Here is an 18,319-nt window from a genome sequence, read left to right as displayed (position 1 = left end):
CACCCTCGGAGCAAGCCGATCACGTGATCGGCGACTCCCTCACGCCCGCCGCACCACCCAATACAGAAATATCAACCAACGCGACCAGATCGCCACACTCACCGCCGAACTCGGCCGCGTCGACAGCGAACTGGCCGCCCTGGCCACCACCCGCACCACCCTGCGCACGCTCGCCGCCACCGAGTTCACCGCCGACGACCCGACGATCGCCAGCACCCCCTACCAGCAGATCCTGGAAGTCCTCGCCGCCGCACCCGCCGGAATGCGGGCGAAGGGCATCTGCTCGCACTCGGCGTCGAACCCTCACCGAAGCACGTCGAAGGCACCCGCGCGAAGCTCAAACGCATGGTCAACCGCCGCGTCCTGACCGAAGACGAACCCGGAGTATTCACTCTCGCCCCGAAAAGGACGTAATCTTCCGAACTGGCCTCTGACGGCACGTGGGTGCCGGACACCCGCGCGGTCGACCACCTCATCGGCGACTGGGACGCCACCACCCGGCAGCGCACCAACGGCTGCGGCCTGCACTCCGTCGCCGAAATGGCATGGCGTGCCGATCCCACCCAGCCGATCGCGCCGACCGTCAACCCCGGCATCGACCCCGGCGGCGGTCTGCTCATCGACTGGCTCCTGGCCAACGACGCCATGACACCCCACGTCCTGCCCGGCACCTACCGCGTCCACCTACCCGACCCCGGCCAGCCGCCGCCATCGGACCACCGACTGGTCACCTGTTCCCTCACCCTGGACACCCCTCCCGAGGAGCGGCGATGAACCCCACCACCAGTAGACGGGGCATCCTCGCCGCGTGTCTGGCCGCCGCCGTACTCGTGAGCGTCGCCGGCGGGTGCGGGACCGACACCGAGGACCCGCGGCCCGACCCGACACCGCCGTATGACGAGATGCCCCTCAACCTGTGCAGCCGGCTGCGGTCGGAGGACCTGTTCCGGCGATTCGGGCTCACCCTCGCTCCCGCCCGGGACCACCACACGACCTACAGCGTGGGACGGACCCACTGGTTTGCGAACTGCATCTACGTCGCCCACGCCACCGACGGGCGTTTCACCACCAAACTCGGCGGCTTCGAACCCGTCGGCGGAATACAGGTCCGGGTCTACGACGACGTTCCAGGCGCGGTCGAGGCGTACAACCAGGACGCCGTCCGCTACATCGACCTGTGGGACGACACCACACCCGGCACCACCACCGCCGACCTCACCGGCTGGTGGGAGGACAGCGGAATATCGTTCGCGAAACCGTCGAAGACCTGGACGCGAGCAGCACCACCGGCGGCGGCCTCGGAGCCACCCAGATCGACATCACTCACCTCGTCCGCGACGAGAACCTGGTCGTGATGTCGTACGTGCAGGCGCTGACACCCACCGCGGAGACGGACACGGCGCTCGCATTCCTGCACGACCTCACCGACACGCTGATCGACCAGACAGCCAGACGCCTCGGCCGCCAGCCAGACGGCCCGACCGACCGATAGAGGGGATAACCTTTGACTGCGGTGATGACGGACTACCACGGCCACCGCGAGCCGTTGCCCGACCCCGGCCGCGCCGTCGCCGAATACGCCGCCACAGGCCGCCGACCCACCTGCCTCACCTGGCAGGCAGAGCACCAATGACCCGGGGTGATGCCGGGAAGGGGTTGGGGCGGCGCGATCGACTCTTGCGGGAGATCGACATGGAGATGGTGCAGCGCCGCCCGAGCGCAGCATATGACAGGCCGCGTCGAGCACCTCGGGCTCACAACCGTTCGGGTCCACCAGCCCCGCCCGGCACACGGGCGTTGTGGGCGGTCAGGCCCAGGCTGCACACCGACGGCCGACCCGTCGCGTACCGGCGGGGCGTTCTTTCACCACGCGGCTGTTCATGACCACGGCCGCCGATGGCATCGCTGACCCGAACGCCGCGCCGATCGTCGACGCGCAGGTCGCCAACCGGCTCCGCACCCAGCGGCTGGCGTCTCTACGCGTGAACCGGACGCCCGACGACGAGCGGTACCTGGAACTGCTGAAGGACCGGGCCAGCGGACAGGGCGCGCGCCAGCGGTGCGGCCATCGCCGACCACGACCAACCGCAGCCGGTAGTTGACGAACTTCTACATGAAGCCGCCCGGAATGGCCGGGTTGCACCCGGCGGCGAGCATGGTCACCCGGCCCGGCCTCCCCCAACCCCCCCCGCCCTGGATACCACACCCTGTAGTCCGGGCTGCAGCCGTCGACGCCGACGCGGTCGTGGGCGTCTTGGGTGTTCGCTGGGTGCTCCCCGCATAGCGGGTCATATCCGACAAATTTGGCCGGATAAAGAACAGATCAGCCATCGACTGGTGGCTATTTTCCCAGGTCATGTGGTGGGCCGCCTGGGACTCGAACCCAGAACCTAAGGATTAAAAGTCCTCAGCTCTGCCGATTGAGCTAACGGCCCGTCAAGGGCCAACCCTACTCCGCCTGGCCGCGGCTTCTGCACCCGCCCGTCTGCTGCCCGGGTCTGGGGCTGTCGCGGCTGACGGGTGACGTCCGGTGACGCGTCGGGCGATCTGGTGTCCTCAGTCGCAGGTTGGGCGTGGGCGCGGTGCAGGGCGTCGAGCCATTGTGGCTGGTGCGAGCCGGCTACCCGTCCGAGGCGACCGATGTCGGTGGCGACGATCGCGTACCGCCAGCCGGTGGATCGTTCCAGGGCGGTGCGGTTCTTCGCGTGCCGGGCCGAGGGTCTGGTGCGTCGCACGATCAGCCGTAGCCCGGTGTTCCAGTTGTCGAGGCGCTGGTCGAGGCCGGTCAGCTCGGCGGTGTGTGCCTGTCCGGTGGTGGCGGTGCCGTCCTGGCCGAGGCTGTCGGTCCACGCGGTCTCGGGTAGCCGGGCGATGGCGGTCTCGTCGGCGTCGGTGATGGTCCAGCCGACGGTGAAGCGCACGTTGCGTCGTGTCCGGTTCAGCCGCTCCAGGTGTGTCATGAGGTCGTGGGTGGCGCCGGCGCCGTCGACGCGGATCAGGATCTTCCGCCGGTAGGACGCCGGTAGTTGGGCGATCGCGTCGTCGAGTACCCGGATGTGGTCGCTGACGGTGTTCGATCCGGCGTTGCCGGGGCGCAGCGGCATGGCCAGGCTTTCCGTGGTGTTGGCGCACCACGCGCCGAGGGGGTGGTGTCCGTAGCCCTTCTTGAACGTGGCGGCCGCGCCCTGCTCGTCGCTGTGTGCGGTGATCAACGTGGCGTCCATGTCGATGACCCCCCATCCGGTCAAGGGTTTCCCGGCCACGGTCAGCCACGGAAACCCCTGCGGGCGGCGGGCGAGGAGGTCCCACACCCGGACGCGGACCTTCGCCCGCGCGGTGGCGATCCGGCGCAGCGATGTCTCGTCCAACCCTGCCAGGGCGCGGCGGACGGTCGATTCCGAGGGCGGATCCGCGAACAGCAGGGCCTGACGCGCCAGCAGCCCGATGTCGGACATGCTCGTCGCGCCGAGCACGACGCGGTCGCCAGACAGACCAGCACCGTGCCCCGGTCCCACCACCCCGGCCCGCTCCCGCGCGGCAGGACCTTGTTCAACGTCGAGGTCAGACCGGTCCGGTCCGCGCACTGCCGTAGCAGTACCGCGCCCGCGTGCCCGACCAGACCCTTGCCGCCCACGGCTACCCGCAACCGTGTGGCCCATCCCGTACTCTTACTCACCGGGAAGGTGCACCCGTTTCTGCTATGGATATGACTTCGACACTCACATCCTTGCAGGCCAGGTGCATCTTTCCCTTACCGGCCTCGATGACCTAATTCTCCCACTGACTGGGGGAGGCTGGTGGGTGAAGCGGAGCTACCGCTGGAGCGCGTCCGTTTCAATGCCCGCCGGCTGCTCGGGCTGCGCCTGGCGGCGGCGCTTGAGGATCATGTCCCGCACAGTACGGCGCAGGTCCGGCGGGATCAGCCAGATCTGGGTGAACGTGAGGTAGTCCAACGTACCCGGCTGCCCATGCCGGCGCGCCTCACGCAGCAGTGTCGCGAAGACCTTGCCACTGCGGGTCGGTGCCGCCATCGAGCTGATCACGCTCATTGTGAGCGCGGCGTACGCGCGGGGCGTCATCAGCGGACGGCTGCGCCGCAGCCAGTCGAACTGTGCCTGCCACGGCGAGTCCAGGCTGATCCGTGGCCGGTTCTCATCCTGATGCCAGATGACCAGCGGCTCGTCGGCAAAGGTGAGCGCCACGTCGTCGTGGCTCAGCGCGCGCAGCGACCAGTCGAGCTCCTGCATCCGGGGCACCGTCGGATCGAACGGCACCCGGCGGAACAGCTCGGTCGGGGCCATGATCGTCGACGTCTGGATGAAGCCGTCGCCGTGGAACAGTCCGCGCCGGACGGTGAAGTACTCGCTCGGCGGCTCACCCGGATCCGGTAGCCGCCGGGGAATCACGAACTCGGCCCGTGGGGTCCGGTTGACCAGCCGGCTGGCGACGATCGGCAGCGGCGCGCACGCCACGCGGGCCACGTCGAGCTGGGCGGCAAGCTTGTGCGGCAGCCATTCGTCGTCGTCGTCGAGCAGCGCCACCCAGGGCGCGCGGGCCTGCCGTACCCCGGCGTTGCGGGCCGCCGGCGCGCCGCCGCTGGCCGGCAGCTCGACCACCCGCAGCCGGGCGTCGGCGACCGCGTCGAGCGCGGACCGGGTCGCCGCGTCGGGCCCGTCAACCACGACGATCACCTCGATCTCCTCGACGCTCTGCGCCAAGGCGCTGCGAGCGGCGCGGGTCACGAGGTCCGGGCGGTTGCGGGTCGGGATGACCACACTGACGGCTGGGGTATCGGACATCACGCCTGACGATGGCGACCGTGAGCGACCGTTGGGTGAAATCTGGGTAGTCATCATCCGTACGGGTCGGGAACACCCTCGGCGATCGGACGACGCACCGGCGCCGACCCGGCATCCGGCCCCGGCGCCTGGCTTGTCGAGGCCCGAGGAGTGGACCGGATCGGCACCGCACCCTGGCTAGACTCCGGCCGCAGCCTGTGGAGGGAGCGGTGTGACCAAGGTTCTGTTCATCGCGGCGTGGGGACGCAGCGGCACCACCATCTTGGACAACATTCTCAACTCGTACGAGTCGGTCTTCACCGTCGGTGAGCTCACCTACCTCTGGCTACGCGGGCTGCAGCAGCGCCGGCCGTGCGGCTGCGGCGTCCCGGTCCCCGAATGCCCGCTCTGGCAGGAGATCCTCCGCGCCGCGTACGGGAACGACCCGCCGTCGGCCGCCGAGGTGTACGCGCTGCAGCGGCGCGCGCTGCGGGTCCGCCACACGCCCGCCCTACTGCGTGCCCGGCCCGGCCCCGACGTCGAGCGCTACCGACGGCTGATGGCCTCGCTCTACCGTGCCGTCGCGGACGTCACCGGGGCCACGTTGATCGTCGACTCGTCCAAGTCGCCCGCCGACGCCGCGATGCTGTCGGGTGTCGCCGGCGTGCAGCCGTACCTGCTGCACGTGGTGCGCGACCCGCGAGCGGTGGCGTACTCCTGGTCCCGGACGACCTCCCACCACGATGCCTCGACCCCCGGCCTGACCCACCACCATAGCCCGGCCGAAAGCAGCCGGCTGTGGCTCGGCTGGAACCTGCTGATCGAGCGGACCGCCCGCGCCTTTCCCGGCCGGCACCGACGGTTGCGGTACGAGGACTTCATGATCGAGCCCCGGGGCACCGTCGAAGGTCTGCTCCGCTTCGTCGGCCTGCCGGAGGAGGTCGTCTCGCCGCCGGCCGGCGGGCCGTTCGTCGACCGACGTACCGTGCGACTGCGGCCCAACCACACGGTCTCCGGCAACCCGAGCCGGTTCCGCGCCGGCGAGGTGTCGCTGAAACTGGACGATCGCTGGATCGACCAGCAGGCCCGGGGCCAACGGCTGATCTCGACCACGGTGTCGATGCCGTTGCTGCCCCGCTACCGCTACCCGCTGTGGCCGGCTCTGCGCCGCACCACCGACCCGGCCCACTGAGCCCGTACCCGCCGGCCCGCCATCCAGGCGACCACCACCGTCGCCTTGGCCAGCGACCGTACGCCGGCCACCTCGACCGTGGTCGGCACCAGCGCGGCGGATGCCCGGCGACGCCGGGACGGCCGGGGCATGCCGTTCGCCAGGTCGGCCAACTCGAACCCGGTGAGGTCCACGACGCCGACCTCCTCGGCAGGCACGTCGCGGTGCCCGTACACCGAGGTCACCGCGTCGAACAGCGGCTCGTCGGCGGAGCGCACCCAGCGCGCCCGGCTGAGCGCCGCAGTCCGCCACAGCCGTACGCCGGCCTCCCGCGCCGGGTCCGCTCCGGGCTCGCCGACGTCAACCCGGACCACACCGGCCTGGTGGCGGTCGGCGACGTCGATCAGGCGTCGCAGGGCGTCCGGTGCCAGACCGTACGCGGCCGGCAGGTCCAGCAGGTACGGCGCGGGAAAGACGCTGCCGGGCCGCTCGGTGGCCAGCCGGACGCGTGGTTCACCCCGGTAGGTCGCGGCGATCAGTCGCAGGTCGCGCAGCGGGTCGGTGAGCACCCGTACCCGCGCGTCGTCGAGCTGATCCCATGGGCCGACCAGAGTGACCCGGATGTCGTGTTCGCTGCCGCGCAGCACCGAGTCGACGGCCGCCCGTACCCGTTCCAGCGGCTGGTCACCGACTGCCGTGACCACCTCGACGAGCGGGACCGACCAGGATGTCCCGCCCACCTTGCGCCAGCTGCGTGGGTACGGGATCCGGTCGGCGAAGAACGGGCGGTTCCAGCGGGCGATCTCTCTGCGGGCGCGCATCACGTGGGTGCGCCCCAGGTGCCAGCTCCGCGCGGCCGGCTCCGGCACGAACACGGCACCCGCCTGGGCGAGCCGGTAGCCGAACTCGGTGTCCTCGCCCAGCCGCAGCTGCGCGTCGAACCCGCCGGCCCGCTGGTACAGGTCGCGGCGTAGCGCGGCGGTCGCGCCGACGTGGATCTTGAACGCATGATGGTCGGCGATGCGCAGCTGGTCGGTCTGGTTGACGTACCGCTCGACGTAGCTGTGCGGCTCACCGGGGTTGCCACCGAACAGGTCCGCTGCCGCGCCGCGAGCCAGCGTCCGCGCGACCGTCTCCGCCGACGGCCACCGCCCGTCGCCGTCCGGGTCGACGAAGCGCTTGTAGCCGAGGGTGACCGCGTACGGCAGCACATGCTGCCAGCGGACCTGGGCCGCCACATGCTCGGGAAAGGCGATCATGTCGGCGTCCAGCCAGTGCAGGATCTTGCCGGTGCTGTGCGCGACGCCGCAGCGCAGGGCGGCGGCCCGCCCCCAACCGGCCTCGCCGCCGGCACCGACCCGGACGATCTTCGTCCGCGCCGGCCGGACCTCGGGCAGGGTCAACGGCGGGTCCGAGCCGTCGTCGGCCACGACGACCTCGAGCAGGTCTGCCGGGTACGTCTGCCGGCTCAACGACGCCAGGGTCAGATCCAGCGTGGGTTGGCAGTTGAAGGCCGGGATGACGACGCTCACCGTCATCGTGGGCCGCCAGCTGTCCAGATCGGGTACGGCCACCGACGACCAGTCGTTGCGGACGACCCGTGGGACGACGCCCGCCGGCTGCCGGACTGCCCCGGATCCGTCGAGCGTCCCGGACCCGTCCGTTGTGGTTGATCCGTCTGCCTGCGCCACGGGCAGAAGTTAGCAGGGGAAGGTGACCACCGGACGACACGCACCGCACGTACGGCCGGCGGGGTGTCGCGCCGGCTTCAGCTGAACTGCGTACGCGTCCGTTGCTGGGCGACGCCGTCGACGTACAGGTCGACCTTTTCGCTGTAGAAGCAGGCCAGACCGGCGATCTTCTGGCTCTCCGGCAACGGCGCGCGGTAGATCCAGACCAGGTCGTCGTACGTCCGCTCGCCGAGCCGCACCGACCAGTACTCGGCGGTCCCTTTGTACGGGCAGTGGGTGCGGGTCTGCGACGGCACCAGAAGGTCCCGCCGCAGGTCGGTCAGGGGCAGGTAGTAGCGCGGCGGCAGCCCGGTCTCGAACAGGATCCGGGAGGAGCCGGAGTCGGCCAGCGTCACCCCGTCCAGCTCCACCCGCACCCGCCGGCTGCTGGCCAGAATGTCGACCCGGGTGTACGGGTCACGCGGGTGCGTGTAGACCGGCTCGTCCTCCTCCAACCACTCGTCCATCGCCGCCCAGTCCAGGCGTACCGCGTCGCGTAGCTGCGGCAACGGTGAGTCGGGGTAGCGGCGGGCGGCTCCGGCGGCGGTCCGGCCGTCCCCGGTGACCACGTCGAGGATCTCGGCGGTGCCACGGCTCGGCGACCGATCGGTGGCACCGGTCGCGACGAGTGTCGCGCGGACGTCCGCCGCCGGCAGGTAGTAGGTCGGGTAGTAGGGCTTCTCCCAGACCAGTAGCGGGGCGGTCGTGTCGGCCACCACCTCGCCGTGCAGGTACACCCGGACCCGTTTCTGGCCCGGTTCCACCCGGACCGTGCCACGCCGGCCCGGGGCCGGGCCGGCGTGGGACGTCTCACTGCCGGTGTCGGGTCCGCTCACCCCGGAATCATCCATACCACCGGCAACGATCATCGAGGGCTGGATGTTTCCCGCCGGCCGGCCGGCTTCGATGTCAACCGCACCGACGGGTTTCACCTCGCGGTACCGTCGGCGACGTGACCGGATTCGCGGCGGTGGTGCTGGCCGGTGGCGCGGCCCGACGGATGGGCGGCGTCGACAAACCGGACGTACCGGTGGGTGGGGTAGCCATGCGGGACCGGGTGCTGGCCGCCGTCGCGGGCGCCGACCCGCGCGTCGTCGTCGGCCCGCTGGCCGACCCGCCGCCGGGTGTCCTGGCGGTACGCGAGGAGCCGCCCGGGGCCGGTCCGGTCGCCGCCACGGCCGCCGGCCTCGCCGCACTCGCCGAGGCCGCCGGCCGCACCGGTCCCGCCGCGTTCGCCGAACCGGCCGGCCTGGTCGCGCTGCTCGCCGGCGACCTGCCGCTGCTCACCGCCGATGCGGTGGACCTGCTGACGTGGACCGTACGGGCGGGTGGTGTCGACGGGGCGCTCTACGTCGACGCCACCGGCCGGCGGCAACTGCTCTGCGGTGTGTGGCGTACCGAGCGGCTGCGTGCGGCGGTCGACCGGCTCGCCGCGCAGCGCGGCGGCGGCCTTGTCGGGGCGTCGATGCGGGCGCTGTTCGGCGGCCTGTCCGTCGCCGAGGTGACCTGGTCCGGCGCCGGCGCGGCGCCGTGGTTCGATTGCGACACCGACCAGGATGTCCGGCAGGCACGGGAGTGGGTGCGATGAGCGACACGATGACGAGCTGGGTGGCGTCAGCCGCCGCCGAACTCGGGCTCGACCCCGGCGAGGTGCCGGTGCCGGTGGTGCTGGACCTGGCCCGCGACGTGGCGCACAACGTGCTGCGCCCGGGTGCGCCGGTCACCGCGTACCTGTTGGGGTTGGCCGTCGGCCGTGGCGCCGACCCGGTCGAGGCCGGTGCCCGGCTGGCCGCCCTGGCTCGTGCCTACGGTGCCGGCGAGGTCAGGCCGGCTCCAGGCGGATGACGATCTGCTTGGACGTCGGGGTGTTCGACCCTGCGGCGGTGGAATCCAGCGGCACCAGCACGTTCGCCTCCGGGAAGTACGCGGCCGCGCAGCCGCGCGCCGTCGGGTAACTCACCACCCGGAAGGCGCTGGCCCGGCGCTCGACCTGATCCGACCACTCCGACACCAGGTCGACCTGGTCGCCGTCGGTGAAGCCGAGTGCGGTCAGGTCGTCCGGGTGGACGAAGACCACCCGGCGCCCGCCCCGGATGCCGCGGTAGCGGTCGTCGAGCCCGTAGATCGTGGTGTTGTACTGGTCGTGGCTGCGCATGGTCTGCAGCAGCAGCCGGCCCGGCGGCACCTCGATCACGGTCAGCGGGCTGACCGTGAACGCGGCCTTGCCGGACGCGGTGGCGAAGGTCCGCCGGTCCCGGGGCGGGTGCGGCAGCACGAATCCGTCCGGCTCGGCGACCCGGCGTTCGAAGTCGGCGAAGCCCGGCACCGTCTCGGCGATGGTCGCCCGGATCGTCCGGTAGTCGGCCTGGTACGCCTCCCACGGCACCGGCGAGTCGGGCAGCGTGGCGCGGGCCAGCCGGGCGACGATCGCCACCTCGGAGAGCAGTTGGTCGGAGGCGGGGGCGAGCCGGCCCCGGGAGGCGTGCACCGCCGACATCGAGTCCTCGACGGTGACGAACTGGTCGCCGCCGGCCTGCCGGTCCCGTTCGGTGCGGCCCAGGCAGGGCAGGATCAGCGAGGTCGCGCCGGGCACGGTGTGCGAGCGGTTCAGTTTGGTCGACACGTGCACGGTCAACGCGCACGACGCCAGGGCGGCGACCGTCACGTCGGTGTCCGGGCTGGCAGCGGCGAAGTTGCCGCCGAGGGCCATGAAGACGCCTACCTCGCCGTCGCGCATCGCCCGGATCGCGCCGACCGTGTCCAGCCCGGTCGCGGTCGGCATCGGTACGCCGAGTCGCCGGCCGAGCGCCGGCAGCCAGGCCGGCGGCTCGTGCCAGATGCCCATGGTGCGGTCACCCTGCACGTTGGAGTGTCCACGCACCGGGCAGAGACCGGCCCCGGGCTTGCCGATCATGCCGCGCAGCAGTTGCACGTTGACGATCTCGCGGATCGCGTCGACGGAGTCCTGCCGCTGGGTCAGCCCCATCGCCCAGCAGACGATGGTCGCGTCGGAGGCGGCGAACAGCTTCGCCACCTCGACGATCTGTGCCTTGTACAGCCCGGTGGCGGCGGTCACCGCCGACCAGTCGAGCCCGGCGCGGGCGGCGCGGTACTCGGCGTACCCGCTGGTGTGGCTGTCGACGAAGTCGGTGTCGACGGCGTCGGCTTCGACCAGCAGCGCGCCGATCGCCTGGAACAGCGCCAGATCGCCGCCGATGCGGATCTGCAGGAAGTGGTCGGCCAGCGGGGTGCCGGCCCCGATCAGACCGCCGGCGCGCTGCGGGTTGCGGAACCGCATCAGCCCGGCTTCAGGCAGTGGGTTGACGGCGACGATGGTGGCGCCGTCCCGTTTGGCCCGCTCCAGCGCGGACAGCATCCGGGGGTGGTTGGTGCCCGGGTTCTGCCCGACGACGACGATCAGTTTCGCCCGGTGCAGGTCGGCCAGGGTCACCGAGCCCTTGCCGATGCCGATGGTGCTGAGTAGCGCCACCCCGGACGACTCGTGGCACATGTTGGAGCAGTCCGGCAGGTTGTTGGTGCCCAGCGACCGGGCGAACAGTTGGTAGAGGAAGGCGGCCTCGTTTGAGGTGCGGCCGGAGGTGTAGAACGCGGCTTGGTCCGGCGAGTCGAGGCCCCGCAGTTCGTCGCCGATCAGCCGGAACGCGTCGTCCCAGCCGATCGGGGTGTAGTGGTCGGCGCCGGGTCGGCGGATCACCGGGTGGGTGAGCCGGCCCTGCTGGCCGAGCCAGTGGTCGGATCGGGTGGCCAGCTCGCTGATCGGGTGCTCGGCGAAGAACTCCGGGGTGACCCGGCGCAGGGTCGCCTCCTCGGCGACCGCCTTGGCACCGTTTTCGCAGAACTCGGCGTGCGCGCGGCGCTGCGCGGCCGGCTCCGGCCAGGCGCAGCCGGGGCAGTCGAAGCCGCCGGGCTGGTTGACCCGCGCCAGGGTGAGCGCGGTACGGCGTACGCCCATCTGAGCGACGCCGGCGCGCAGCGCGTGGGTGACGCCCGGCAGTCCGGCCGCGCTGGTCGCCGGCTGGTCGACCCGCAGGTCGCGGTCGCCGGCGTCGTCTCGGGGGGCGGAACGGGCCATGCTGCCACCTTCTCACGTGCTGCGATCCGCCGGCTACGTCCAAAAGGCGCAGGCCAACGGCGGTACGGCGAACTGCGATCGGCCAGTGCCGGTTATCCGACGGCAACCGGGGCTAGCCGGTGTGGTGGCTCGTCTGGGTAGGGTGTGCGCACAACGGGACTGAGTTGATCATCGTGGGGGAGCAGGTGCCGGCATCAGGGGATCAGGCGTCCGGGAGTCAGCCGGCGGCGCACGAGCCGCTCCTGCTCGACGAGCCGAGCACGGCCGACCTGCGGGAGAAGGTGACCCAGGCGTGGCGGGACTTCGCCGCCGCGCTGGCCGCCATGCTGCCGACGCTGCCGGCCGGCGCACAGGTGGAGCTCACGCTCGATCCGACAGCGTCCGGCACCGGCGACGCGATCTACTCGGTGGATGTCTCGATCGGCCTGCAGGACCGGTTGACCGCGTCGGCGGTGAGCAACGCCACACTGCCGCCGGACTACCGGATGGACCGGGACGCCGTCGCCGAACTGGTCGCGCTCGGCTGGTCGCCGCCCGGAGTGGTGCCGGGTTGCGGTGACAACTTCGGGCTGGCCACGACGACCAAGGACGTCGCTCGGCTGGCCTCCGTGATCACCCATACGCTGCGCCAGGTCTACGGGGCCCCGCATCCGGCCTTCGTCGTCTACTCGGTGGGCGACGACAGCGACTCGCCGATCGAGGTCGAGCCGCTCGGCACCGCCCGACCGGCGGCGTCCCTCGACGACCATCTCGGGCTGCCGACCGGCGACCCGGTGCCGGGGGACGGTGACGACGGTCCGGGTGACGCGCTGCCGCTCGACGAGCGGGTTCGTACGGTGGTCGCGACGATGATGCGCAGCACCCCGGAGCATCTGCATGTGGACGCTGACGGCGACATCGGGATCCGGGCCGGCTCGGCGATGGTCTTCGTCCGGATCCGGGACAATCCGCCGCTGGTGGACGTCTTCTCGCCGATCCTGACCGAGGTGGAGCCGACCGAGCAGTTGTACGTGAAGCTGTCCGAGTTGACCAACCGGATGCCGATCGGGCGGCTGTACTGCACCAACGACACGGTGTGGGCGTCCGTACCGGTGTTCGGCCGCAACTTCCAGCCCACCCATCTGATGCTCGCGGTGCAGGTGATGACCGGTCTCGCCGACGAGTTGGACGACCGGTTGCATGGCGAGTTCGGTGGCAAGCGGTTCTTTGGCGACGGGGACAAGCCGTCCCGGGGCGACACCGGGGACCACCGCACCGGCATGTACCTCTGAACCGGTCAGGCACTTGCCGGTCAGGCACTTGCCGGTCAGGCCAGCGGGTCGGGCACGGCGACCGGCGGCGGTGCGTCGACCAGCCGGGAGAGCACGATCATGCTCTTCGTGGCGGTGACGAACGACTCGGCCCGCAGCCGTTCGAGGGCCTGTTCCAGATGCGCGATGTCGGCTGCCCGCAGGTGCACCAGGGCGTCTGCCTCACCACTTACCGTGTACGCCCCGACCACCTCCGGGTGCTGGCGGGTGGCCGCCGCGATCTGGGCCGGTGTGGTCCGCCCGGTGCAGAACAGTTCGATGAACGCCTCGGTGGTCCAGCCGACGGCGGACGGGTCGACGACGGCGGTGAAGCCGCGAATCACCCCGGCCGCCCGCAGCCGGTCGACCCGGCGTTTGACCGCCGGGGCGGACAACGACACCCGGGCGCCGATGTCCGCGTAGGACGAACGGGCGTTGGCCACCAGCGACGCAATGATTCGCTGGTCCACGGCGTCGATCTGCAACGTTTAGTCCTTCAGGCGCAACGATCAAGACTTTTTACTGTGTGACAGCATACCTACTCTTGGTACCCGTGACCCACGTGCGCGCTGCCGCCGGGCAGCCCCGGACGTACCTGATGTGTCCGCCGGAGCACTTCGCAGTCGAGTACGCGATCAATCCGTGGATGAACCCGCAGTTGCCGGTGGACACCGAACTCGCCGTCAAACAATGGGAAGGGTTACGCGAGACGCTGACCGGTATCGGGCACCAGGTCCGGCTGCTGCCGGCCCGCGCCGACCTGCCCGACATGGTGTTCGCCGCGAACGGTGCATTCTCGGTCGACCGCACCGTTTTCGGTGCCCGGTTCACCTACCCGCAGCGGGCCGCGGAGGCCATCGCGCATCGGGAGTTCTACGAGGAGCTCGGCTGGCGGTACGTGCGGCCCACCGAGGCCAACGAGGGCGAAGGCGACTTCACCTACCTGCCGGGAGCGTACGGCGGCACGATCCTCGCCGGCTACGGGTTCCGTACCGACCCGGACGCGCACCGCCGGCTCCAGGAGACGCTGAGCCGGCCGGTCGTGTCGTTGCGCCTGGTCGACCCGCACTTCTACCACCTGGACACCGCGCTGGCCGCCCTCGACGACGAGACTGTCGTCTACTACCCGCAGGCCTTCTCCCCCGCGTCACAGCGGGTGCTCCGGCAGTTGTTCCCCGGGGCGGTGATCGCCGACCGGTCCGACGCGCTGGCTTTCGGGCTGAATCTGATCAGCGACGGCCGGCACGTGGTGGTCAACAGCGAGGCGACCGGGATGGCCGACAAGCTGGCTACCGCCGGCTACCAGCCGCTGCCGGTCGAGTTCACCGAGCTGCACAAGGGCGGCGGCAGCGTGAAGTGTTGCGTCGCCGAACTACGCGGCTGACCACGGCTCCAGCTCAGCCCAGCGCGTGCCTGGCGCTCAGCCCAGCGTGGCGAGCTCGGTGATCAGCACGTTCGACAGCACTGGGCCGTCGCGCAGCACCTCACGCAGGTACCACTTCTGCTGCGGCGTACGCGGCTGGTTGAACTGCCACGGCCCACGCGGGCTGTCGATCTGCCCCACCCGGCCGAGCGCCAGGTTCAGCTCCTGGGACGAGAAACTCGGTCCGGCGGACCGGATCGCCTTGTCCAGCACCTGGGCCGCGTCGTAGGACGACATCGCGTACGTGGTCGGCGACGCCCCGTACCGCTTGCGGTAACCGGTGGCGAACTGCAGGTTGGCCGAATTGTCCAGGTCGGCCGAGTAGTTGAGAGCGGTGACGATACCGCTCGCCTCTTCACCCAACTGGTCGATGACGTTGCCTTCGGTGAGGAAACCCGGACCGTAGATCGGACCTTCGAAGCCGGCGTCGCGCAATTGCCGGATGAACTCGACCGCCGCCGAGCCGGTGAAGTGGCAGTAGACCGCCTCCGGATCCCGGAGGATCACCTCCTGGATCGGCTCGACGAAGGTGTCCCGACCTGGATTCGGGGTGGCATTGGCCCAGATGACCGCCCCGGAAATCCGCCCGTCGCTGGCGCCGAAGCTTTCCCGGAACCCCTGCACCACGTCGCGGCCGGCGGGCTGGTCGGCGGCGACGATCGCCACCTCGCCGTTGGCGGACACCTCTCGGGCCAGGTAACCGCCGAGGGCGAGGCCGGGCTCGTCGGCGACGTACGAGGTACGCCAGATGTAGACGACGCTCTGCAGGCTGCGTGGCGAGGCGTTCGAGCCGATCAACGGCACCCGGGCCTCTTCCACGGCGTCCCGGATGGCGAGCATCACCGCCGAGTTGGCCACCCCGGTGAGCGCCAGCACCTGCTGCTGGAGCAGCGAGTCGACCGCCGCCCGCCCGGACTCGGGGGTCTCCCCCTCGTCGGCGATCACCAGGTCGACCGGGCGGCCACCCAGCCGCTGCTGGTGGGTGTCCAGGTAGAGCTGGAAGCCGTTGAGCATCTCGTCGCCGATCGGTTTGTAACCGCCGGTCTGCGGGACGATCAGGCCGATGCGTACTGGCCGGTCGCTGACCAGGCCGTCGTCGTCGTTCGAGTCGTCACCCGCGCCGACGCTGCAGGCACTGGCCAGCCCGGTGGCGCCGAGCGCGGCCAGCAGCTTCAGGGCTTGCCGGCGGTCGATGTGAGGCACAGGGGTGGTCCTCTCCCATGGATACGACGGTCGGTCGCGCAGGTGGAGTACGCCGACGGTGGCGAGCTGGTCAACAGTCCACTCGGCGTTCTACCCGCTCGGCTGCGTCCAGTCAATGCTAGGTGATCTGCCGGTTCACGCCGCCGACGGGCGGCGTGATCGGGGGGGACCTACGGGCGGCGTGATCGGGGACCGGCGAGCGGCCGGCCCTGGTGCTGCGTCAAGATGGAGCCTATGACCGAGACGTCAGGCTCCCCGGAAGAGACCAACGAGTCCGGCCCGGCGGCTGGCCGGCCCGGCGCGGTGGTGGTGGTCGGCCCGGACGGGCGACCGGTCGGCACGGTGAACGCCGGCGGTGCCGGCACCGGTGCCCCCGGCGGCACCAGCGGGGCCACCGGTGCCGGCGACGAGCCGGTCGACCCGGAAGACCCGTCGCAGTTGATCGAGCAGCCGGCCAAGGTGATGCGGATCGGCAGCATGATCAAACAGTTGCTGGAGGAGGTCCGCGCCGCCCCGCTCGACGAGGCGAGCCGGCAGCGGCTGCGCGAGATCCACCGGCGTTCCATCACCGAGCTGGAGGACGGCCTGGCACCGGAGCTGCGCGAGGAGCTGGCCCGGATCTCGCTGCCGTTCGAGGACGGCGCCACCCCGAGTGAGAGTGAACTGCGAGTCGCCCAGGCCCAGTTGGTCGGCTGGCTGGAAGGGCTGTTCCACGGCATCCAGGCGGCGCTGATGGCCCAGCAGATGGCAGCCCGGCTGCAGCTTGAGCAGATGCGTTCCGGCGGGCGGCCGGCACTGCCGGTCGGCCCAGGTGGGATGATCCCTGGCATGCCGGGTCAGGCCGGTCAGCCGGGCGAGGGCGGCAGCACCCGCACCGGCCAGTACCTCTGACTCTGCGCCAGCAACTGCTCCAGGTAGGCAGCCACCCCGTCGTCGGCGTTCGACGCCGTCACCGCGTCCGCGATCTCCTGCACCGTCGGGTGGGCGTTCGCCACCGCGACCGCCTGCCCGGCCCAGGTCAGCATCGGGACGTCGTTCGGCATGTCGCCGAAGGCGACCACGTCGGCGGCGCCGATCTGCCAACGGGCGCAGAGCCAGGCCAGCCCGGCCGCCTTGGTGACCCCGGCAGCTGAGATCTCCACCAACCCGGACTTCGACGAGTGGGTGGCCTCGGCCAGCCCGGCGAGCGCTCCGGCGACGATCCGGACGAACACTTCCGGGTCATCGTGGCTGCTGCGGGCCAGCAGTTTCACCGCCGGCGCGGTGAGCAGCTCCGTCGAGTCGGTGACCTGCCGGGCGGTGGGGTGATCGCTGTTCCAGTGCGCCGGCCAGTCGATGCCGTGCCGCATCAACCGGCCATCCTCCACCTCGACGGCGAAGACCACATCCGGGACTTCGGCGCGCAGTCGCCGGGCGACCTCGGCCATGATCTCCGGGGCGAGCGGGTCGGCGCGCAGCACGGTGTCGGTACGCGGCTCGTAGACCACGGCACCGTTGGCACAGACCGCCGGCACCGGGGCCTGTAGCTGTTCGTAGACGGCCGACAGCCAGCGCACCGGCCGGCCGGTGACCAGCACCACCTGCCCGCCGCGCAGCTGGAACTCGTCGAGCGCGGCGGCGGTCCGGGCACTGAGCGACTTATCGGGCCGCAGCAGTGTCCCGTCGAGGTCGGTGGCGACCAGACGTGGATGCACTTCCATCTCCGGACAGTAGCCGGTCGAGGTAAATCGCTACGCCGTCATCATCATTACGCAGTGTAACCTCATCGGCGGCACGGCGTACTGCCGGATGGGCGTTCGACACCGCCACCCGCGACCACCCGGCCCAGGCGAACATCGGCAGGTCGTTGGGCATGTCGCCGAAGACCAGCACGTCCGCCGGGTCGACGCCGAGCGACTCCGCGACGACCGCCAGACCGCTGGCCTTGTCGACACCGGGCGGAGAGATCTCGATGAAGCCCAGCCCGGCCTGGGTGACCGTCGCCAGCGTCGGTGGGACGACCTGCACCGCGGCGGCGAGCAGCGCGTCCACGTCGTGCGACGGCGTCCGGGCGAACGCCTTGATCACGTCGGTGGCCAGGCACTGCTCCCGGGTACGAGCCTCGAACCGCTCCGGGTAGCGCCACTGCGGGTCGAAGTCGCCCCACAGCGGCGCCTCGTGCTCGTCGGACGCTTCGACCATTACGATCAGCGGACCGACTGCCGCCTCCAACTCGGTGATCAGCTGGGCCAGCACGTCGGCGGGCAGCCGCTCGTCGCGCAGCACCCGTACGCCGGTCGGGTCGCTCTGGTCGACCACCCGCCCGCCGCCGGCCATCACCAAGTAGTCGGCGGCTCGGATGTCGTTGCGGGTCAACTCCATCAGCCTTGGTCCGCGGCCGGTCGCCCCGACGACCGGGATGCCGAGGTCGCGGGCACGGTCGAGCACCTCATGGGTGTACGCGGAGACGGTCTCGTCGCTGCGGACCAGAGTGCCGTCGAGGTCGGTCGCGATCAACTTGGGTAGACCGGGGCGCGGCATGCTGTCCTCCTTGATCCCCCCGTGGTCGACGATCTCCGTGGTCGATGATCTCCTCGGTCGACGGGGCAGCAACCGTACCTCGCATACCGTGACCTGACCATGACTTCCAAGC

19 protein-coding genes, 1 tRNA gene and 2 pseudogenes are annotated in these 18,319 nt (G+C 70.9%); 12 read left to right on the top strand and 10 right to left on the bottom strand.

What is annotated here, in order from left to right; translation table 11 throughout:
- The 6 genes and pseudogenes from ACFHW1_RS26200 to ACFHW1_RS26175 all read left to right on the top strand — a co-directional run.
- Positions 1-367: pseudogene (locus ACFHW1_RS26200) on the top strand (hypothetical protein); the annotation flags it as partial.
- Between the two features lie 77 nt (positions 368-444).
- Positions 445-774: a hypothetical protein gene (locus ACFHW1_RS26195; protein WP_416550745.1), complete on the top strand. Its 330-nt coding sequence runs from the start codon at positions 445-447 to the stop codon at positions 772-774.
- On the top strand, positions 771-1,355 hold the full coding sequence (locus ACFHW1_RS26190; RefSeq protein WP_416616339.1) for a hypothetical protein: 585 nt from the start codon (positions 771-773) through the stop codon (positions 1,353-1,355). Before ACFHW1_RS26195 ends, ACFHW1_RS26190 begins: the two co-directional genes overlap by 4 nt.
- Complete coding sequence (locus tag ACFHW1_RS26185; RefSeq protein ID WP_416550747.1) at positions 1,355-1,492, top strand: hypothetical protein; 138 nt, start codon at positions 1,355-1,357, stop codon at positions 1,490-1,492. The genes ACFHW1_RS26190 and ACFHW1_RS26185 overlap by 1 nt, the downstream gene beginning before the upstream one ends.
- Before the next feature lie 24 nt (positions 1,493-1,516).
- Entirely contained in the window at positions 1,517-1,633 is a 117-nt protein-coding gene (locus ACFHW1_RS26180; protein WP_416550748.1) for an Imm1 family immunity protein, read from the top strand.
- Between the two features lie 247 nt (positions 1,634-1,880).
- Complete coding sequence (locus tag ACFHW1_RS26175) at positions 1,881-2,102, top strand: hypothetical protein (RefSeq protein WP_416550749.1); 222 nt, start codon at positions 1,881-1,883, stop codon at positions 2,100-2,102.
- A gap of 257 nt (positions 2,103-2,359) precedes the next feature.
- Here ACFHW1_RS26175 and ACFHW1_RS26170 read toward each other — a convergent pair.
- The 3 genes from ACFHW1_RS26170 to ACFHW1_RS26160 form a co-directional block, all read right to left on the bottom strand.
- Positions 2,360-2,435, bottom strand: a tRNA-Lys gene (locus tag ACFHW1_RS26170).
- Positions 2,391-3,224, bottom strand: coding sequence for a transposase (locus ACFHW1_RS26165; RefSeq protein ID WP_416616341.1), 834 nt, complete (start codon positions 3,222-3,224; stop codon positions 2,391-2,393). Before ACFHW1_RS26165 ends, ACFHW1_RS26170 begins: the two co-directional genes overlap by 45 nt.
- A gap of 588 nt (positions 3,225-3,812) precedes the next feature.
- On the bottom strand, positions 3,813-4,799 hold the full coding sequence (locus ACFHW1_RS26160) for a glycosyltransferase family 2 protein (RefSeq protein ID WP_416616337.1): 987 nt from the start codon (positions 4,797-4,799) through the stop codon (positions 3,813-3,815).
- Positions 4,800-5,010: 211 nt separating this feature from the next.
- Between ACFHW1_RS26160 and ACFHW1_RS26155 the strand changes: the two genes are divergently transcribed.
- Positions 5,011-5,970: a sulfotransferase family protein gene (locus ACFHW1_RS26155; RefSeq protein ID WP_416550752.1), complete on the top strand. Its 960-nt coding sequence runs from the start codon at positions 5,011-5,013 to the stop codon at positions 5,968-5,970.
- Here ACFHW1_RS26155 and ACFHW1_RS26150 read toward each other — a convergent pair.
- Positions 5,922-7,640, bottom strand: coding sequence for a glycosyltransferase (locus ACFHW1_RS26150; protein ID WP_416616336.1), 1,719 nt, complete (start codon positions 7,638-7,640; stop codon positions 5,922-5,924). The genes ACFHW1_RS26155 and ACFHW1_RS26150 overlap by 49 nt on opposite strands.
- Positions 7,641-7,717: 77 nt before the next feature.
- The gene (locus tag ACFHW1_RS26145; RefSeq protein WP_416550755.1) at positions 7,718-8,515 is read right to left on the bottom strand and encodes a DUF427 domain-containing protein; all 798 of its coding nucleotides are present in this window, start codon (positions 8,513-8,515) and stop codon (positions 7,718-7,720) included.
- Between the two features lie 116 nt (positions 8,516-8,631).
- Between ACFHW1_RS26145 and mobA the strand changes: the two genes are divergently transcribed.
- Positions 8,632-9,267: a molybdenum cofactor guanylyltransferase gene (gene mobA / locus ACFHW1_RS26140; RefSeq protein ID WP_416616334.1), complete on the top strand. Its 636-nt coding sequence runs from the start codon at positions 8,632-8,634 to the stop codon at positions 9,265-9,267.
- Positions 9,264-9,524, top strand: a complete 261-nt coding sequence (locus ACFHW1_RS26135; RefSeq protein WP_416550759.1) for a DUF6457 domain-containing protein — start codon at positions 9,264-9,266, stop codon at positions 9,522-9,524. The genes mobA and ACFHW1_RS26135 overlap by 4 nt, the downstream gene beginning before the upstream one ends.
- Here ACFHW1_RS26135 and ACFHW1_RS26130 read toward each other — a convergent pair.
- On the bottom strand, positions 9,502-11,772 hold the full coding sequence (locus tag ACFHW1_RS26130) for an FdhF/YdeP family oxidoreductase (protein WP_416569214.1): 2,271 nt from the start codon (positions 11,770-11,772) through the stop codon (positions 9,502-9,504). The two genes, ACFHW1_RS26135 and ACFHW1_RS26130, sit on opposite strands and share 23 nt — an antisense overlap.
- A 185-nt stretch (positions 11,773-11,957) precedes the next feature.
- On the opposite strand from ACFHW1_RS26130, the gene ACFHW1_RS26125 reads away from it, so the two are divergent.
- Complete coding sequence (locus ACFHW1_RS26125) at positions 11,958-13,043, top strand: T3SS (YopN, CesT) and YbjN peptide-binding chaperone 1 (protein ID WP_416550761.1); 1,086 nt, start codon at positions 11,958-11,960, stop codon at positions 13,041-13,043.
- A 35-nt stretch (positions 13,044-13,078) separates the two neighbouring features.
- Here ACFHW1_RS26125 and ACFHW1_RS26120 read toward each other — a convergent pair whose 3' ends face one another.
- Positions 13,079-13,546 (bottom strand): Lrp/AsnC family transcriptional regulator, encoded by a 468-nt coding sequence (locus tag ACFHW1_RS26120; RefSeq protein WP_416550763.1) that lies wholly within the window; start codon positions 13,544-13,546, stop codon positions 13,079-13,081.
- 68 nt (positions 13,547-13,614) lie between these two features.
- On the opposite strand from ACFHW1_RS26120, the gene ddaH reads away from it, so the two are divergent.
- Positions 13,615-14,445, top strand: a complete 831-nt coding sequence (gene ddaH, locus ACFHW1_RS26115) for a dimethylargininase (protein ID WP_416550764.1) — start codon at positions 13,615-13,617, stop codon at positions 14,443-14,445.
- Positions 14,446-14,481: 36 nt separating this feature from the next.
- Here ddaH and ACFHW1_RS26110 read toward each other — a convergent pair whose 3' ends face one another.
- Positions 14,482-15,687, bottom strand: coding sequence for an ABC transporter substrate-binding protein (locus ACFHW1_RS26110; protein ID WP_416550766.1), 1,206 nt, complete (start codon positions 15,685-15,687; stop codon positions 14,482-14,484).
- 225 nt (positions 15,688-15,912) lie between these two features.
- Here ACFHW1_RS26110 and ACFHW1_RS26105 point away from each other — a divergent pair, with 225 nt between their 5' ends.
- A complete protein-coding gene (locus ACFHW1_RS26105) occupies positions 15,913-16,578 on the top strand; it encodes a bacterial proteasome activator family protein (protein WP_416569212.1) in 666 nt (221 codons plus the stop codon).
- Here ACFHW1_RS26105 and ACFHW1_RS26100 read toward each other — a convergent pair.
- Entirely contained in the window at positions 16,533-17,387 is an 855-nt protein-coding gene (locus ACFHW1_RS26100; RefSeq protein ID WP_416569211.1) for an HAD family hydrolase, read from the bottom strand. The genes ACFHW1_RS26105 and ACFHW1_RS26100 overlap by 46 nt on opposite strands.
- A gap of 4 nt (positions 17,388-17,391) precedes the next feature.
- Positions 17,392-18,207, bottom strand: a pseudogene (locus ACFHW1_RS26095) (HAD family hydrolase); the annotation flags it as partial.
- Between the last annotated feature and the right edge of the window lie 112 nt (positions 18,208-18,319).

It is taken from the genome of Micromonospora sp. LOL_014, assembly GCF_048060245.1.
Lineage (GTDB): Bacteria > Actinomycetota > Actinomycetes > Mycobacteriales > Micromonosporaceae > Micromonospora_E.
This window is presented reverse-complemented; position numbering and strand designations above follow the sequence as displayed.

Coding starts and splice junctions, on each gene's coding strand:
- ACFHW1_RS26160 (WP_416616337.1), bottom strand. CDS start 4,799: ATGTCCGATACCCCAGCCGTCAGTGTGGTCATCCCGACCCGCAACCGC.
- ACFHW1_RS26175 (WP_416550749.1), top strand. CDS start 1,881: ATGACCACGGCCGCCGATGGCATCGCTGACCCGAACGCCGCGCCGATC.
- ACFHW1_RS26105 (WP_416569212.1), top strand. CDS start 15,913: ATGGAGCCTATGACCGAGACGTCAGGCTCCCCGGAAGAGACCAACGAG.
- ACFHW1_RS26190 (WP_416616339.1), top strand. CDS start 771: ATGAACCCCACCACCAGTAGACGGGGCATCCTCGCCGCGTGTCTGGCC.
- ACFHW1_RS26130 (WP_416569214.1), bottom strand. CDS start 11,772: ATGGCCCGTTCCGCCCCCCGAGACGACGCCGGCGACCGCGACCTGCGG.
- ACFHW1_RS26180 (WP_416550748.1), top strand. CDS start 1,517: ATGACGGACTACCACGGCCACCGCGAGCCGTTGCCCGACCCCGGCCGC.
- ACFHW1_RS26100 (WP_416569211.1), bottom strand. CDS start 17,387: ATGGAAGTGCATCCACGTCTGGTCGCCACCGACCTCGACGGGACACTG.
- ACFHW1_RS26185 (WP_416550747.1), top strand. CDS start 1,355: ATGTCGTACGTGCAGGCGCTGACACCCACCGCGGAGACGGACACGGCG.
- ACFHW1_RS26165 (WP_416616341.1), bottom strand. CDS start 3,224: ATGGACGCCACGTTGATCACCGCACACAGCGACGAGCAGGGCGCGGCC.
- ACFHW1_RS26135 (WP_416550759.1), top strand. CDS start 9,264: ATGAGCGACACGATGACGAGCTGGGTGGCGTCAGCCGCCGCCGAACTC.